The following is a 17,197-nucleotide window of genomic DNA, read 5'->3' as shown; positions in this document are numbered from 1 at the left end:
CGCCGCCTCCTCTGGATCGCCGAGGTAATAATTCTTGATCGGCTTCAAGTCTTTATCCAATTCATACACGAGCGGGACACCCGTCGGAATGTTCAACTCGGTGATCTCCGCATCCGAAATGTTATCGAGATACTTCACCATCGCGCGGATACTGTTGCCATGCGCGGCCACGATCACGCGCTTGCCCGATTGGATCACGGGCGCCAACGCGGAATGCCAATAAGGGAGGACGCGATCCAGCGTGAGCTTAAGCGATTCGGTGGCGGGCAACTGCGCGGGCGTCAACGAAGTGTAACGCGGATCGAATTTCGGATGACGCTCATCTGTCAGTTCCAACGCGGGCGGCGGCACATCATAACTTCGCCGCCAGATCTTTACTTGCGCTTCGCCGTATTTCTCCGCCATCTCCGATTTGTTCAATCCTTGCAGAGAGCCATAATGACGTTCGTTCAACTGCCACGCCTTCATGACGGGAATCCATTCGAGATTCGACTCCTGCAAGATCGTCCACAAGGTTTGGATCGCGCGCTTCAACACGGACGTGTACGCGACGTCAAAAACGAATCCTTCCGACTTCAGCAGGCGACCCGCTTCGTGCGCCTCCGCCCTACCCTGCTCGGTCAGACCGACATCCGTCCAGCCTGTGAAGCGGTTTTCGAGATTCCAAACGCTTTGTCCGTGACGAACTAAAACAAGTTTATACATCGCTCTGCTCCAAACGCGACGACTGAAGTCGTCACTACGCATAAAAAATTTAAACGGATTATACAGCCTCATAGTAAAATCACGCCATGCCCAACGACGATGTCACGCCCATCCGCCAGCAATATCTTGAGATCAAGCGCGAGTACCCGAACACAATTTTATTTTTTCGGCTCGGCGATTTTTACGAAACCTTCGACGAAGACGCCGAGATCACTGCGCGCGAACTCGATATCGTCCTCACCTCGAAGCCCATCGGCAAAGGCACGCGCGTGCCGCTCGCTGGCATCCCCTATCACGCGGTCGAAAATTATTTAGGGCGGCTCATCGAAAAAGGCTATCACGTCGCCATCTGCGAACAAGTCGGCGACACGCCGGTCAAGGGACTCTTCCCGCGCAAGGTTGTGCGAGTCGTCACACCGGGGACTGTGACCGAACCGGGACTCTTGCCCGGCGACGCGAACAACTACATTGCTTCGGTTTTACTGGACGCTTCGCCCTCGGTCAATTCCGACGGGCAAACTGCCTCAGTCGCGTATGCCGACGTGACCACTGGAGAGTTTGCCGTCACCGAACTCCCCGTCGAATCTCTCCGCGCAGAATTGACGCGCTTGCATCCTGCTGAAGTCTTGCATCCCGATAGTCAAACTTTGCCGAACGAAATCTCGAGTCACCTCACGCCGTGGGCTTCGTGGAAATTCGAGCCGGGCAAATGCACAGAGACGTTGCTAACTCACTTCAACTCCTCCACGCTGGACGGATTCGGATTGAAGCCAAATAGTTTATCTGCGCGAGCCGCGGGCAGTTTGCTCCAATACATCAAAGAGACTCAACCCGACGCCCTGAAGTTGTTGACTTCACTCCGCACCTATCATCTTTCAGAATTCATGACCCTCGACGCATCCACGCGGCGAAATCTTGAACTTGATGAAACCCTGCGCGGCGAACGGAAAGGTTCACTGCTCGGCACGCTCGACCTCACGATCACGCCGATGGGCAAGCGACTCATCCATCAATGGGTCAGCCAGCCGTTGCTCGATGTGGCAAAGATTCAACATCGCCAACTCGGCGTGGAATATTTCTTTCAGCAAGGCATGGTCCGCGTGGAGATTCGCGCCGCGTTGAAGCCAATTGCCGACCTTGAACGACTCGTCAACCGCGTCATTGCTGGGCAGGCTCAGCCGCGTGATTTGGTGGCGATGAGGAGCACGCTGATGGCGTTGCCAGCCTTAGTTGAATTAACCGAAGAAAGAGGAAAGAAGAAAGAATTCGGATTGCCGAAGATTGATTTGCTGCATGAGCAATTGACCTTACTGGAAAACGCGATTGATGATGATCCGCCATCCACGTTGCAAAACACGGGAGTGATTCGCGCGGGGTATTCGCAAGAGTTGGATTCGGTCATTGACGCATCGAAACACGCGCGAGATTGGATCGCCAACCTCGAATCGGTTGAACGAGGGAAAACGGGAATCAAGACTCTCAAGGTTGGTTATAACAAGGTCTTCGGCTATTACATCGAAATCTCGCGCGGCGCGGCGGAGAAGGCTCCCGAACATTACATCCGCAAGCAAACGCTGGTCAATGCCGAGCGATTCATCACGCCCGAGATGAAAGAGTACGAAACGCTGGTGTTGAATGCCGAAGAGCGGATCAAAGAAATCGAAACGCGATTGTTCCGCGAAGTGTGCGCCGAACTTGCAAAGTCTGCGCATCAATTGTTGTCCACAGCACGCGCCATTGCCGAGGTGGACGTCTTGTCCGCTTTGGGGGAGGCGGCGGCTTTAGGTGGGTACACCAAGCCCCAAGTCCGAGAAGGAAGCGGGTTGGAAATCCACGAGGGCAGGCATCCAGTTGTCGAACATCTGCTAAAGGGCGAACGTTACATCCCAAACGATGTCATGTTTGAAAAGGGCGAAGTGGTGCGCGTCATCACGGGACCGAACATGTCGGGCAAGTCCACGTATCTGCGGCAGACCGCGCTGATCGTGTTGATGGCGCAGATGGGATCGTTCGTGCCAGCCGCGTCGGCGGACATCGGACTCGTGGATCGAATCTTCACGCGCATCGGCGCGCAGGATGAAATTCACGCGGGTCAATCCACGTTCATGGTCGAGATGGTGGAGGCGGCGAACATTTTGCATCATGCGACTTCGCGCTCGCTGTTGATCCTCGATGAGATCGGGCGCGGCACATCCACGTATGACGGGCTTTCGATCGCATGGGGCATGATCGAGTACATTCACAATCATCCGCAATTGCGCGCGAAAACTTTATTCGCCACACATTATCACGAGTTGACTCAACTCGCCGACCTTTTGCCCGGCGTGCGGAATTATAATGTGGCAGTCAGCGAAGCCGATGCGACCGTGGTCTTCTTGCACAAGATCATCGCGGGCGGCGCGGATCGTTCGTACGGAATCCACGTGGCGCAGTTGGCAGGTTTGCCCGCGCCCGTCATCCAACGCGCGAATGAGATCATGGCGGAACTCGAAAAGACTTCGGGGAGGGCGGTGAAAATAAATCCGCACGCCGCGCAACAAGCCGCGCTGTTTCCCGAATCGAGTCCGTTGCTGGATGAGCTGAAAGACATGGACGTGAACAGCCTCTCCCCCATTGAAGCGTTGAATAAGTTGTTCGAGTGGCAAAGGATTTATGGAGCGTCAAACAAATAAAGGCACATTATCCGCGGACGATATCGGATCATTGCTTCTTCTCGCCAGCATTCTCCTCGGAGCATGGTTCCGGATTTTCCCGCCACTCGAGGCGGGATTTCCCATCAACGACGGGGGACTTTTTTATGCAATGATCGAAGCGCTTCAGAACAATGGGTTCAGAATTCCGCAATTCGTTGAATACAATGGCTTGCAAATTCCCTTTGCGTATCCCCCATTAGGGTTTTATATTGCCGCAGGCGTCGGAACCGTCTTTGGAATTGACATCTTCACAATTCTGCGCTGGATGCCCGCAATCGTATTGATCGGAACTATCCCGGCAATGTATGCTTTATCAAAAGCAATGCTTAACTCGAACATGGAAGCGGGGCTGGCGGCATTCATCTACGCCTTGTTACCGCGTTCCATCACCTGGCTCATCATGGGCGGCGGGATAACGCGAAGTTTGGGACAATTATTTCTTATTCTCGCCACACTTAATCTTTATAGAATGTATGCCGAAGGGAAACGGAAATTCGCAATCGGAGCCGTGATCTTCTGCTCCTTGGTGGTCGTGACGCATCCCGAAGCGACCATCCATACCATCGGTATCGCAATAGCCTTGGCGCTGCTTCATGCCCGGAATCGTCGCGGATTTCTACAGACTGGGCTTGTCGGCGCCGGCGCGCTGGCGGTCACCTCGCCGTGGTGGGCTTCTATGCTTGTCCGCCATGGGCTCGCGCCGTTCGTGTCGGCCTCGCAATCTGGATTTCACGATTTCAAATATTTCTACGCATTCTTTATAGACTATACCCAGGAAACGTTCATACCTCTGATCGCCGTCTTCGCATGGATTGGCGTCCTTTATTTTGTATCAAAGCGCGAGTATACGCTGCCTCTCCTTTTTGCGCTTCCGTTTCTAATCGAACCTCGAAACGCGCCGAATGTGGGCATGATCACAATTCCCATGCTTGCCTCTCACGCCATATTTCAAGTCTTGTTACCGGCGCTCAGGGGGAGCCAAACCAAAGACCAGAAAATATCCTCGTTGATCGGCAATACATCACAAAAATTGTGTATAGCGGTTGTAACATTCTGTTTGTTCGTCGGGATGCAGATCTTTGGTATGGAAATGAGCGCCAAGCGGATTCACCCGGAGACCAGGCTCGCCTTTGACTGGGTAAAAGCCCACACCCCCCCAAGCAGTCGGTTTGTCATCCTTAGCGGAAACAGCAAGCCGCTCGAAGACTTCAACAACGAATGGTTCCCCATACTAACGGATCGCGTCAGCCTGACAACATTGCAGGGCTTGGAATGGGACAACAGCATAGACTTTAATGAGCATACCATGTGGCTGAGCAACGCGCAGAATTGTCGATTCAGCTTTGACGCCCCAGCCTGCCTGCGCGCCTTAGGGCTGAGCGGGCAACTACAATTCGACTATCTGATCATCCTGCGCGCAACGATAGATCCGCCACTGTACCTTGCAGATCTTCCATCATGGGCAAATGTAGAAGGTCGATCGTTGGTATACGAATCGAGCGAAATTTTTATCTTGAGATTTCCGTAGCAATCCGATCGAAAGCGCAATTCGGAGAATACAAGAATTCTCACTCGTTAGCGTATAGCACAGGCTTGATCGAGCCGCAATCCTACATCAACATCGCGATAGATATAGAAGGGGTCGGCAATATAAAAGTACCTGTTCTCCAAAAGCGGAAAATCGCCTCCAAAATATTTGTTGAACACCAGTCTAAAGAGGTTTACGGGGGTAAGATCGTCGGGAATATCCGCCGCGCTCATGCCCGGGAAGTAATATGCGGCAAATGGGGATAATCGTTCCCGAACACACGTCTTTTCCACCGATGTGAAATAGGTCAACAACCCCGACCCATGGTCTGCCTGAACAATTATGATCGGAGGAGTATCCGATTGTTGAAGGATCGTTGCAAGTATTTCCTGTAAACGCGTGTTCACAAATTCAACCTGGTCTGTATAGCCTTTTGTCTATTGCTCCGGTGAACCCTCAAAATCCTCCGCATCCTTAAAGCTAAAGCCAGCCGAGGGCTGGACAGGTTTGCCATGCGCGTCAAAGACAAAAGGAGGGTGCGGCAGGAGGATATGAGCGAAAACAAATACGGGGTTCGGGTCAGATGCGAAATCGTCCAGCGCGTCCAAAGTGTGCAGGATGGTCTTGCGCTGAGTCTCAACTGTAAACACCGAAGCGCCATCCTGTATGTACGGCTGAGACAAACGCAAGGGCGATGTGTGAATAATATACTGCTCAAAATCGGTCAATTCGACCGGATACGCCGATTGATGCAGGGTTGCCGAAGCCATATCGGTCAAACTCCAATTTGTGCTGAAGGAAACGGTCGTATATCCTTGAGATTCAAGAAGTGAGACAACCCTGCCGCGGTCGATATATGGCTCCATCAGCCACCAAAATTTGGAGTTATCCAAGCCAGGCGCAAAGGCATCCACATACTCCATGTTTAGGGTCGAAGTGATCGAAAGGATTGTTTTGGCATAATTGGAGCGAGCCTGTCGCGCTACAACAAATCCTTCCTTCTCTAATTCGCCCACAAATTCAGAATTATCATAACGATAAAGGTCTTTCAATACATCGGAACGAACGTATCCGTCTAAAACGATGTAATAGATGTCAGGTTTGACAGCGGTGGTGGCTTTCAAGCGATTCGCATCCGTGGCGTTAAGACCGCGCAAAGATGAAAAATAGATGGACCAGGGCGCGTTCCCATATTCAGAAACATGCAGACCAATCGAATAGAATACAAGAAACACGCTAACGGTCAAGGAAAGCGGGGGCTGCGCGCTTTTTCGAGAACCAGGTCTCTTTCGATACTGCCCAATCCGCCAAATAACATAAACAGCCACAAACAGGCGGACTGCGATCCAGAAAAATTTAGGCGGGAAGGTGAACAACAAAATCGTTACCACCAAGCATTCTTCCACCATCTTCCAGTCGGCGATGAATTGCTTCAAGAGCGCGGCAAACAATCCGATGATCAACCAAGAGACAAGCAACGGTCTCAAAAGATAATGAGGCGGAAATAAATGTTGTTCCGCGTGAAGCGACAGGAGCATGTTTCCAAGGACCAGCAACCATGAAGAGAGCAGATATCGAATTTTCATTTTTTATCAAGCGTCAACCGCAAATTATAAACGGTTCATCGGAATGAAAAATCGCCCTCACAATCCACGAGGGCGATTTGAACTGCTGTAGCCTTGAAAAACTTACTTCGTCATCGACTCTGCCGGCGCCTTCGAGCGCATCACAGCCCAGGCGAGGACAGCGACCAACGCCGCGGCAACTGCCCAGACGCCAATTGAACCGCCGCCGGAGTATTGCACCACGATCGGAGCGACGATCACCGCGACGAGGTTCACCACCTTGATCATCGGGTTGAGCGCGGGACCAGCCGTATCCTTGAACGGATCGCCGACCGTGTCGCCCACCACGCCAGCCTTGTGACGTTCGGAGCCTTTGCCGAGATTATTGGCGGGGTCTTTCGGCTCGTCTTCGATGAGTTTCTTGGCGTTATCCCATGCGCCACCGGAGTTATTGAGGAACACCGCCAACAATTGACCGGAGACGATGATGCCAGCCAGCATACCGCCGAGGGCTTCCACTTGCAGGGTCAACCCGACCACGATCGGCGTGACGATGCCGAGCAACGCCAGCGAAACCAATTCTTTCTGGGCGGCAGTTGTGGAAATGCCAACGGCTTGTTTGTAGTCGGGAGCCACTTTACCTTCCAGCACGCCCAATTTGAACTGGCGGCGGACTTCCAACACGATCAGCGAAGCCGCGCGAGCCACTGCCTGAATGGCGAACGACGAGAACAGCCACGGCAACGCGCCGCCGACCAACATGCCCACGAACACTTGCGGCACATCAGCGCGGATGCCGATGGATTGAATCTGCGCTTCGAGAGGAACGCCCAGCGCGGTCTGCGCGCGCGAAACGTCCACGAGGAACGAGCCAAAGAGCGAAACAGCCGCAATGACAGCGGAACCGATGGCAACGCCTTTCGTGATGGCTTTCGTGGTGTTACCGACCGCGTCGAGATCAGCCATGATCTGCTGGGCGGCTTTGGTTTCCTTGTCGGTTTTGCCGTGCCATGCCATTTCACCGATACCATTGGCGTTATCTGAAATGGGACCGAATGAATCCATCGCCACGTTGTTACCGGTCAGGGTCAACATGCCGATGCCGGTCATCGCCACGCCGTACAAAATGAACGTCGCGCGTTCCGCGGCAGTCACATCGGGGATCGTGCCGAAAATAAAGATCGAGGCGACGATGGTCAACGCAATGACCAACACCGACCACACGGACGATTCAAAACCGACCGAAACGCCGTTCAAGATCAACGTGGCGGGACCTGTGTCGGCAGATTTCTTGATATCGTTCACAGGCTGGGCATGCGTGCCGGTGAAATATTCAGTCAGGCGGTCAATAACGATCGCGAGCAACACACCAACGCCCACAGCCGCCGGCATTCTCCACCAACCGCCAAACTCAGCCATTGTGTCTTTCATATATAAGAAGCCGGCAACGAAGAACAGAACAGCAGAGATCACAGCGGAGGTCAAGAAGCCGCTGAAGATCGCCTTCATTGCGTCGTGGGCTTTCCCGGTGGCGCCGGCGCGCACAAAGTACGTGCCGATGATCGAGGAAAGCACGCCGATACCGCGCACCATCAATGGGAAGATGATCCACTCGAGGCGCCCGGTCGTGTGCCAAAGGGCGAGACCAAGAATCAAACCGGAGACGATCGTCACTTCGTAGGATTCGAAGATATCCGCCGCCATGCCGGCGCAATCGCCGACGTTGTCGCCCACGAGGTCAGCCACCACTGCGGGATTCCTCGGGTCATCCTCCGGGATGCCTGCCTCGACCTTGCCGACCAGGTCCGCGCCCACGTCAGCCGCTTTGGTGAAGATGCCGCCGCCCACGCGCATGAACAACGCGAGCAGTGTGCCGCCAAAACCGAAACCGAGCAACGCGTCCGGCGCGGCGATGCCGAGAACGATGAAGATCAACGTGCCGCCCAACAGACCCAGCCCATCGGTGAGCATACCGGTGATCGTGCCGGCGCGATACGCAATACGGAGCGAGTCGCCGAACGAGCGTTTCGACGCGGAAGCCACGCGCACATTGCCTTCCACCGCCATGCGCATGCCGATCTGCCCGACCGCCAGCGAGAAGCCCGCGCCCATCACAAAGGCGAACGCGCGCGCCAGACCGATCCACAAGCGGACCGTTTCTGCCGGCACGCCTTCAAAGCGTTCGAGCGCTTCGGGGGAGGGCGGAACAATATACACGGAGAAAAAGAGCGCGATCGTCAAAACGCCGATTAACGGCAAAATGGAGCGCAACTGCCTTTTCAAATAGGCGTCCGCTCCATCCTTGATCGCGTTCCAGACTTCCTGCATCTTCTCCGTGCCTTTATCTTCACGCAGGATCTGGGATCGAAGAAAAATCGCATACAGCAAGCCGAGAATGGCAACGCCAAACACAGCCCAAATGGCAATTTCCTCCAGCGAAGTAAGTCCTTGCATAGCGTACATAGGGGGTGATTCCTCCCGAACAAAGTTTTTTCCGGGCATCTGCCCGGCAGAGCAGACGGATTTTACAGGCGCAAAGTTATTGTGTCAAGAAATTTGCCTCTCGGCGCCTTGTCTCAGCCCTTCTCGCCGATCTCCGGACGGGTATTCAAACCAATGGCGGACTAACAGACTGGGACGATATACCCTTTACATGTTACACTCGCGCAAGTTTAAACCTTTGAGGTAACCATGCGGATAAAAATACTCTCGCTTCTTCTCGCCACGGTCAGCCTGCTTCTCCCAACTTCGGCGTTCGCCGCCTCCCCAGCCGATGTGACGAATGACCGCGTCACGTTCGACTTCCCCATCTCAGCCACCTTCAGCGCCACGATCACCGCCAACGCGGAGATCCGCTCCATCGTGCTGGAGTATGGCAATGAACAACAAACCTGCGGAGATGTGGTCGCCAAAGCCTTCCCTCAATTCACCCCCGGCGCGCGCGTGAACGCGGAGTGGGTTTGGGAAATGCGCCAAAGCGGATCATTACCGCCCGGCGCAAAACTCTGGTGGCGCTGGCGCGTGACCGACATCAACGGTGTGGAGACTGTCAGCGAAACGAAGACCGCCACCTGGCTCGACGACAACCACAATTGGAAAACGCTCGACGAAGGGCTGATCAATTTTCACTGGTATCAAGGCGATGAAGCCTTCGCGCGCGACCTGATGAACGCCGCGCAGAACGGCTTAAAATTCAACGAGACCGAATCCGGTCTCACCGCCGAATCGCCGATCGATATTTACATATATGGCAACACCAACGACCTCAAAGACGCGATTCTCTACGAACCTTCGTGGACGGGCGGGCAGGCATTCCCCGATCAAGACATAGTGATTCTCGGCATCTCGCAAACCGACCTGGACTGGGGGCGCAATTCCATCGTTCACGAATTGACGCACGTGTTGGTGGGTCACCTCACATTTTCGTGCCTCGGCGACGTGCCCACATGGTTAAACGAAGGATTGGCGGTATACAGCGAGGGCGAACTCGACCCCGCCTCGCAACAGCAGTTGGATGAAGCGATTCAAAACGACACCCTGCTCAGCATCCGTTCGTTGAGCGCGGGATTCTCCGAAGTATCAGACAAGGCGTATCTTTCATATAGTCAATCCTTCAGCGTGGTGAAATTTCTTGTCGAAACCTACGGGCAGGAAAAGATGACCGCGCTCCTCACCTCCCTGCGCGATGGCGTGACCATCGACGAAGCCTTGACCAACACATACGGCTTCAACGTGGAAGGCTTGGAGGATGAATGGCGCGCAGGCATTGGCGCCAAGCCGCGCGCGGTCTCCGCGCAACCGACCGCGCAACCCACGGCTACGTTCGTGCCAACCATCGTTCCCGTTTCGGGCTTCCAATTTTCACAAATCACCACGCCGACCGCCATTCCCACCTCCTCGTTCGGCACACAGCAACCGACAACAGAAGCGCCCCAGCCAAGCGGACCTCCGCTCTGGCTGACATTATCCCTGCTCGGTATGTGTTGCGTATTTCTCCTCTTGATCGGCGTAGTTGTGCTTGGATTAATCGCTCGCAGAGGGAACCAACAACAAGAAGGCAACCATGGCTAAACTCAAACTGCGGAAGTTGGCTTCCGCCTTGTTCGCGATCGTAATCTTATCGACGATCACTGTCGCTTCCCCGCGCCGCGCGTCGGCGTTGCAAGTGGATATCCCACTCGACCAGGCGTTGGTGTTGGCGGGAGGCGAATCAACCAACCCGCGTAGTTACGACCCGGCTACCACGCACACGTCCGGCGATAAACTCGTCTTCAGTGGGTTGGTCTCGTTCGACCCAAATCTGAATCTCACGCCCGACCTCGCCGAATCATGGGATATCAGCGCTGATGGCACGGTCTACACCTTCCACTTGCGGCAGAACGCCAAATTCCACAATGGGCGCGCCGTCACCGCGCAGGACGTGATCTACTCGTGGCAACGCGCCGCCAGCCCGGCGGTCGCGTCCGACACGGCGCTCACGTATCTGGGCGATATCGTCGGCGTGCGCGAGATGAATGCGGGGCAGGCAGAATCCATTTCCGGGTTGGTCGCACTCGACGACCACACCCTGCAAGTGACCATCGACGCGCCCAAGCCGTACTTCCTCTTGAAACTCACCTACGCCACCGCCTTTGTGTTAGACAAGGAAAATGTGGAAAGCGGCGAGGAATGGTATCGCGCCCCAAACGGGACGGGACCCTATCGCCTCGCCGAATGGCGCAGGTTCGAGATCATGGTTTATGAAGCCAACCGGGATTTTTACCTCGGCGCGCCCAGCATCCCCTACGTGGTTATTCAACTCTACTCCGGCGACGATCAGCGCTTGTATGAAACCGGCGAAGTGGATATCGCCGGCGTGTATTCCATCGAACGGTTCACCGACCCATCCGAACCGCTTCACAACGAACTGTTGACCGGCGTTTCGCTTTGCACCGGCTACGTGAACTTCGATTCCACCCGCCCGCCGTTCGACGATCCCAAAGTCCGGCAGGCGTTCACCATGGCGTTCGACCGCCAAAAATTCATCGACGTGGTCATGAATCAACGCGCCCTGCCGGCAAAAGGACTCTACCCGCCCGCCCTGCCGGGGTACAGCCTTTCGCTCAAAGCCTTGCCCTACGATCCCGAACGCGCGCGTCAACTGCTGGCTGAATCGAAATATGGCGGACCCGACGGCTTGCCTCCCATCGTCTACACGGATGGCGGCACCGGCACGTATATCAATTCCGATGTTGCCGCATTGGCTGAAATGTGGGAACAAAACCTCGGCGTCACGATCACCATTGAGAACCTCGAACCGAACTTCTTCACCGAGCAGATCTATGCCGGCAATCACGGTCAACTCTTCAGCGGCGGATGGTGCGCCGATTACCCCGACCCTGAAAACTTTGCCGATGTGCTCTTCCACACCGGCTCGCAACAAAACGGCGGCGGATATTCCAACCCGCAACTGGATGCCCTCCTCGAGCAAGCGCGCACCGAACGCGATGTGGCAACCCGCATCGCCCTCTATCAGCAAGCCGAGCAGATCATCGTGGACGATGCCGCCGCGCTATTCACCGCGCATTATCTTTCGTATCAATTGGTCAAGCCCTACGTAAAGGGCTACGTCTACACCCCCATCGACATTCCCATCGAACGATATATGTGGTTGGATGGGAAATAAAAGAATTCACCGCGAAGCCCGCAAAGAACGCGAAGTTTAATTGTTTTTCTTTGCGGGCTTCGCGTTCTTGGCGATAAAAAATTTAAGGACGCGCCTCCACCACAAACTCAACCCGCGCGATTCGCCCTCCCACGCTCGATACGAAAAAATTAAATGACAGACTCCCGCCGGGCGGAAGGCTCGTAACCGATTCCCAACGGCGGACGCCAACCACGCGTCCCGCGTCATCGTACGCCACCGCCGCCACCCACACCTGATTCGCCGTAGCCGCCTGACTCTGCGACAAGACCATGCCACTCACCTGCGCGCTATGCCCTTCCGCGCTCACCTGCGCCAACGCATTGTTGACCGTGGCTGGCAGATAACGCGCATCGCCTGCCTGCAAACGGATCGCGGTCAACACTTGCGTTTGAGGTTGCGCGTCGAACGGAACATCGGGAGGAAAGAACACCGCCATCGGCGCGGATGCGTTCGGCGGCAAAATGTTCAATACGAGCCAGGCGGTTTGAGAGGCAACGACCGCATTCTTTGAATCGACCAGCGTCACTTGCGCGCTGAGATTTTCCAGCATGTCATTCGAATCATTACGGGCGAGCACAAAACACCACATTCCTTTATCGACGGTCGGGTAACATTCGATCTGCGAAACGATGAACGGCGCGGGCGTGGGCGTGGAGTCTCCGGATGGGTTTTCGGGGTTGCTCGGTATTTTGATCACGAGTCCCACCGACATGGAATTTGCGTCGATCTCTGGATTCGCCGCTTGCAAATCATCCAACGACAGGTTGAATTTTTCGGCAATCGCGCCCAACGTATCGCCTGTTTGAACGGTGTACGTGAAAGGCGTCGGGCTGGGAAGCGGCGTGGTGAGCGGGACCAGCCCCACTGGCGTTTGAAGCGGAATCGAGGTGGAAGTCAAAAATGGAGTGAGAGGCATCGGCTGGGGAGTCGAATCCATTGGTTGAGGCGCGCAGGCAGTCAATAAAAGGAAAGAAGAAAGCGCCGCCCTGAGCACGATCGAGGGGATGGTTCTTTGCATGAGGAGATTATAATAGACGGATATTTGTTCATCCCGCAGTTGAACGGCGGGATGTTCCAGAGGAGATAACAATGAACTATCGTCATTTGGGTCGCACGGGGATTCGCGTGAGTGAACTATCGCTTGGGTCGTGGGTCACGTTCAAAAATCAAGTGGATGTGGACGCGGCGGTCGAGTTGATGGCGGCGGCGTACGACGCGGGCGTGAACTTTTTCGACAACGCGGAAACGTATGCGCACGGCAAATCGGAAGAGGTGATGGGCGCGGCGTTAAAACGCTTGAATTGGCGGCGCGGCAGTTATCTTGTAACGACCAAGTTCTTTTGGGGCATCCACAACAATGTGAACGAGCGGAACACGTTGAACCGCAAACGGTTGATCGAGGGCATCAACGGCTCGCTTTCGCGTTTGCAACAGGAGTATGTGGATGTGATCTATTGTCACCGCGCCGACAAGACCACGCCCATCGAGGAAACGGTGTGGGCGATGCACAACATCATCGAGTGGGGGAAAGCGATGTATTGGGGCACATCGGAATGGAGACCGGACGAGATCGTCGCGGCGATCAATATCGCGGAGAAGCATCACCTGCACAAGCCGATCACCGAACAACCCGAATACAACTTGTTCGCGCGCAACCGCTTCGAAAAGGAATATGCGCGCGTGTTTCAGGATTACGGCTATGGCACGACGATCTGGAGTCCGCTGGCTTCGGGGATGCTGACGGGCAAATATTTGAAAGGCATCCCGAAAGACAGCCGCGCCAATCTCAAAGGCTATCAATGGCTTCACAAGGATGTGAAAAATAAAGAAAGGCTCGCCCAAGTCCGCGCGCTGCAACCGATCGCAAAGAGCCTGGGATGCAGTCTCTCGCAACTCTCGATCGCATGGTGTCTCAAGAATCCAAACGTGAGCACGGTCATTTTGGGAGCGAGCCGCGTGGAACAGTTGCGCGAAAATCTCGGCGCCGAAAAGGTGGTTGCCAAACTGAACCCCAAGGTGATGGAAAAAATCGACAAGGTCTTCGGCGTTGTAAAAGACGAAGGCGACGATTAACGCACGTATCGCGCGGATGGATTCAGCCGGAAGAGTTCCTCCTTATCTCACCTGACGCAGAACGGCCCGAAGGGTCTCGTGAATCGGATTTGGTTTTTATCCGCTCCGGCGAGAGAGCGCGTAACATCACCTCCTTAACTCAGAAAAAACGCATGACTTTCGTCAGCCTCTTTCTCAGTGGAGGTTAATGTCTCCATGTACAATGAAATCGGACACAAGCAATAGGAATTCAAATCATACTATTCTCCATGGAGCATGAACATGAAACTCAATAAATTTGTCATCGGTGGACTGCTGATCCTTGGCGCGGTGGTGTTTCTGATCGCCAACGCCACCAAAGACGCTTCGCAATACTTCATGACGGTGGACGAACTCAAAGCGGAGGGACCCGCCATCGTCGACAAGAACCTGCGCGTTTCCGGCGCGGTGATCGGCGACACGATCCAATATGACCCTTCCACGCTGACCCTCACCTTCGAGGTGGCGCACGTTCCGGCGGAAGATGCCACACTAAAAGATGAGGGCGGGCTTGCCGAGGCGCTGCACCAGGCAACCATCGATCCCTCGCGTTCGCGCATGACGGTGGTGTACGTGGGCGTCAAGCCCGACCTGCTCCGCAACGAAGCGCAGGCAATCGTCACCGGGTATGTAGACGCGGAGGGAGTCTTCCATGCCGAGGAACTTCTGCTCAAATGCCCCACCCGCTACGAAGAAGCCGTGCCAGAGCAGGCTGGATAGATAAGGAAAACCTCACAGGCGCGAACGACCTGTGAGGTTTGTATCGAGGAGATTTAATGATCGCCAATCTTGGGCTTGGAATCCTGCTCGTCACATTTTTTGTCACTGTCTACAGCGCGGTTACCGCGGCGGCTTCAAACCCCAAGGGGTTAGCCCGTATGCTCCGCAGTATTCCCTCGCCGCGCCTCAAACGGTTTGCGGATGAGCTCGACAAACTGGAAGACCCGCAACGCGCCGCATCGATGGCGGAAAGCGCGCGGCGGGCAATGTTACTTACCTTCCCCCTGCTTACCGTCACATCGCTTCTATTAATTTACCTGCTCGTCAACGACCATTACGAAGTGCAGTTCGTGTACGAAGTGACGAGCCGCTCGATGCCTACCTACCTCAAGGTTACGGCTTGGTGGGGCGGGCAGGCCGGCTCGTTGCTATTCTGGTCGTGGCTCATGTCGGCGTTTGCCTCGCTGGTCACCCTGCGCAAATGGGACCGCGACCGCGAATTTCTCCCCTGGGTTATCTTCGTTTCCTGCGTCACGCTCGCCTTCTTTTTGGGCATGACCGTCTTCTTTGAGAATCCGTTCCGGGTGTTTTACCAAACCGAAACGGGAGTCTCGGCGCATTTCTTCCAGCCGGCGAACAGCATCCCGTTCACGCCGGAAGACGGGCGGGGACTCAACCCGCTTCTTCGACATCCCGGCATGATCATCCACCCGCCTCTGCTCTACCTCGGATTCGTTTCCTACGTCATTCCGTTTGCGTTCGCCATCGCGGCGTTGATCACGGGACGCACCGACGACCGCTGGATCCGCCTCACCCGCCGCTGGAGTCTGTGGGCGTGGCTTTTCCTCACCTTCGGCCTGGTGCTCGGCGGACGCTGGGCGTATGATGTGCTCGGCTGGGGCGGTTACTGGGGTTGGGACCCGGTGGAGATCGCCGCGTTCATGCCCTGGTTGACCGGCACCGCCTTCCTGCACTCGGTGATGATTCAAGAAAAACGCGGCATGTTGAAACACTGGAATATGCTGTTGATCATCCTCACGTACGATCTCGTTATCTTCGGCACATTCCTCACGCGTTCGGGCGTGTTGTCGTCGGTACATGCTTTTGCGCAGAGCGCCATCGGACCCTTGTTCTTCGCCTACATTGCCATGACGTTGATCGTATCGGTTGCTCTCGTGATCTATCGCTGGGGCGAGTTGAAATCGGAAACCGAGATGAACTCCCTGCTTTCACGTGAGGCGTTGTTCCTGTTCAACAACCTGCTATTCATGAGCATTCTGGTCGTGTGTTTCTGGGGCGTCATCTACCCGCTCACCTCCGAACTGTTTACCGGCGCAAAAGTGACGGTTGGGCCCGCGTTTTACGAGCGCGCAAACGGACCTCTATTCGCGGGGCTGATGTTCCTGATGGGCATCGCGCCGCTCTCCGCGTGGGGGCATTCCACGGTGAAAACTCTCGGGCGGGCAATGTGGCTCCCGACGGCGGCGGCGGTTCTCGTCACGGCTGTGATCTTCGCAACCTACACCAAAAATCCGTATGCGTTGATCGGCTTCTTCCTCGTGGCGTTCGTCATCCTGATCACGTTGTATGAATATTGGCGCGGCTCGAGGGCAAGGATGAAGATCCACAGTGAAAATATTTTCACCGCCTTCTGGAACCTCACCGCCCGCGACCGACGCCGCTATGGCGGATACATCGTCCACATCAGCATGATGTTAATGGCGATCGGTATCCTCGGCATCGAACTCTTCCAAATGGAAACGCAGGGGACGCTCGAGGTCGGTCAGCAAAAAAGCATCGGCGGTTACGATGTGGTATACAAAGACATTGCCCGCTTCACCGGTCCCGATGGGCGCGAAGTGACGCGCGCGGTGCTTAGCATTTATCGCGGTCAAGAGTATCTCGGCGATCTTCATCCGCGCATCGACTACTATTGGGACTCGCAACAATCCATGACGATTCCCGGTCAACGCGCCACCATGAAGGATGACCTGTACATTCTGCTCGTCAACTGGGAGCCTGCCACCGCCACCGGCGCGACGTTCAAGATCTACGTCAACCCGCTGGTCAACTGGCTGTGGATGGGCAGCCTGCTCTTCCTCATCGGCATCATCATCGCGGCGTGGCCCGACAAGGACCCGGAGCGAGTGGCGGCGAAGGTTGAGAAGAGTGCGCGTGAGGCGGGAGTTGTGATTGGTGATTAGGAAGT

Annotated in this window: 12 protein-coding genes; 7 read left to right on the top strand and 5 right to left on the bottom strand. The window is 55.2% G+C overall.

All coding sequences use genetic code 11. The features are described from left to right. On the bottom strand, positions 1–705 hold a 705-nt coding region (gene gpmA / locus AC16KF_RS19055), incomplete at its 3' end, for a 2,3-diphosphoglycerate-dependent phosphoglycerate mutase (protein ID WP_484038953.1). An 86-nt stretch (positions 706–791) separates the two neighbouring features. Here gpmA and mutS point away from each other — a divergent pair. Beyond that, entirely contained in the window at positions 792–3,377 is a 2,586-nt protein-coding gene (gene mutS, locus AC16KF_RS19050) for a DNA mismatch repair protein MutS (protein WP_484038952.1), read from the top strand. Next, positions 3,358–4,926, top strand: a complete 1,569-nt coding sequence (locus AC16KF_RS19045) for a hypothetical protein (protein ID WP_484038951.1) — start codon at positions 3,358–3,360, stop codon at positions 4,924–4,926. The genes mutS and AC16KF_RS19045 overlap by 20 nt, the downstream gene beginning before the upstream one ends. Before the next feature lie 47 nt (positions 4,927–4,973). On the opposite strand, the gene AC16KF_RS19040 is transcribed toward AC16KF_RS19045, so the two are convergent. From AC16KF_RS19040 to AC16KF_RS19030, 3 genes are all read right to left on the bottom strand, one after another. Continuing rightward, entirely contained in the window at positions 4,974–5,333 is a 360-nt protein-coding gene (locus AC16KF_RS19040) for a hypothetical protein (protein ID WP_484038950.1), read from the bottom strand. 30 nt (positions 5,334–5,363) lie between these two features. Continuing rightward, positions 5,364–6,512, bottom strand: a complete 1,149-nt coding sequence (locus tag AC16KF_RS19035) for a hypothetical protein (RefSeq protein ID WP_484038949.1) — start codon at positions 6,510–6,512, stop codon at positions 5,364–5,366. A gap of 102 nt (positions 6,513–6,614) precedes the next feature. Next, positions 6,615–8,945: a sodium-translocating pyrophosphatase gene (locus tag AC16KF_RS19030; RefSeq protein WP_484038954.1), complete on the bottom strand. Its 2,331-nt coding sequence runs from the start codon at positions 8,943–8,945 to the stop codon at positions 6,615–6,617. Between the two features lie 237 nt (positions 8,946–9,182). Between AC16KF_RS19030 and AC16KF_RS19025 the strand changes: the two genes are divergently transcribed. Further along, positions 9,183–10,562, top strand: a complete 1,380-nt coding sequence (locus AC16KF_RS19025) for a peptidase MA family metallohydrolase (protein ID WP_484038948.1) — start codon at positions 9,183–9,185, stop codon at positions 10,560–10,562. Beyond that, the gene (locus AC16KF_RS19020; RefSeq protein WP_484038947.1) at positions 10,555–12,156 is read left to right on the top strand and encodes a peptide ABC transporter substrate-binding protein; all 1,602 of its coding nucleotides are present in this window, start codon (positions 10,555–10,557) and stop codon (positions 12,154–12,156) included. The genes AC16KF_RS19025 and AC16KF_RS19020 overlap by 8 nt, the downstream gene beginning before the upstream one ends. 82 nt (positions 12,157–12,238) lie before the next feature. Here AC16KF_RS19020 and AC16KF_RS19015 read toward each other — a convergent pair whose 3' ends face one another. Continuing rightward, a complete protein-coding gene (locus AC16KF_RS19015; protein WP_484038946.1) occupies positions 12,239–13,195 on the bottom strand; it encodes a LysM peptidoglycan-binding domain-containing protein in 957 nt (318 codons plus the stop codon). A 71-nt stretch (positions 13,196–13,266) separates the two neighbouring features. On the opposite strand from AC16KF_RS19015, the gene AC16KF_RS19010 reads away from it, so the two are divergent. The 3 genes from AC16KF_RS19010 to AC16KF_RS19000 all read left to right on the top strand — a co-directional run bounded on the left by AC16KF_RS19010 (position 13,267) and on the right by AC16KF_RS19000 (position 17,192). Beyond that, positions 13,267–14,250 (top strand): potassium channel beta subunit family protein, encoded by a 984-nt coding sequence (locus AC16KF_RS19010; RefSeq protein WP_484038945.1) that lies wholly within the window; start codon positions 13,267–13,269, stop codon positions 14,248–14,250. Between the two features lie 261 nt (positions 14,251–14,511). Further along, a complete protein-coding gene (locus tag AC16KF_RS19005) occupies positions 14,512–14,988 on the top strand; it encodes a cytochrome c maturation protein CcmE (RefSeq protein WP_484038944.1) in 477 nt (158 codons plus the stop codon). 56 nt (positions 14,989–15,044) lie between these two features. Next, entirely contained in the window at positions 15,045–17,192 is a 2,148-nt protein-coding gene (locus AC16KF_RS19000) for a heme lyase CcmF/NrfE family subunit (protein ID WP_484038943.1), read from the top strand. The last annotated feature ends 5 nt before the right edge of the window (positions 17,193–17,197 follow it).

This window comes from Candidatus Defluviilinea gracilis (genome assembly GCF_057138825.1).
This window is presented reverse-complemented; position numbering and strand designations above follow the sequence as displayed.

Excerpts from the sequence above, each read along its gene's own strand:
- AC16KF_RS19010 (WP_484038945.1), top strand. The coding sequence starts at position 13,267 with ATGAACTATCGTCATTTGGGTCGCACGGGGATTCGCGTGAGTGAACTA.
- AC16KF_RS19005 (WP_484038944.1), top strand. The coding sequence starts at position 14,512 with ATGAAACTCAATAAATTTGTCATCGGTGGACTGCTGATCCTTGGCGCG.
- AC16KF_RS19015 (WP_484038946.1), bottom strand. The coding sequence starts at position 13,195 with ATGCAAAGAACCATCCCCTCGATCGTGCTCAGGGCGGCGCTTTCTTCT.
- AC16KF_RS19000 (WP_484038943.1), top strand. The coding sequence starts at position 15,045 with ATGATCGCCAATCTTGGGCTTGGAATCCTGCTCGTCACATTTTTTGTC.
- AC16KF_RS19035 (WP_484038949.1), bottom strand. The coding sequence starts at position 6,512 with ATGAAAATTCGATATCTGCTCTCTTCATGGTTGCTGGTCCTTGGAAAC.
- AC16KF_RS19030 (WP_484038954.1), bottom strand. The coding sequence starts at position 8,945 with ATGCAAGGACTTACTTCGCTGGAGGAAATTGCCATTTGGGCTGTGTTT.
- AC16KF_RS19045 (WP_484038951.1), top strand. The coding sequence starts at position 3,358 with ATGGAGCGTCAAACAAATAAAGGCACATTATCCGCGGACGATATCGGA.
- AC16KF_RS19020 (WP_484038947.1), top strand. The coding sequence starts at position 10,555 with ATGGCTAAACTCAAACTGCGGAAGTTGGCTTCCGCCTTGTTCGCGATC.
- mutS (WP_484038952.1), top strand. The coding sequence starts at position 792 with ATGCCCAACGACGATGTCACGCCCATCCGCCAGCAATATCTTGAGATC.
- AC16KF_RS19025 (WP_484038948.1), top strand. The coding sequence starts at position 9,183 with ATGCGGATAAAAATACTCTCGCTTCTTCTCGCCACGGTCAGCCTGCTT.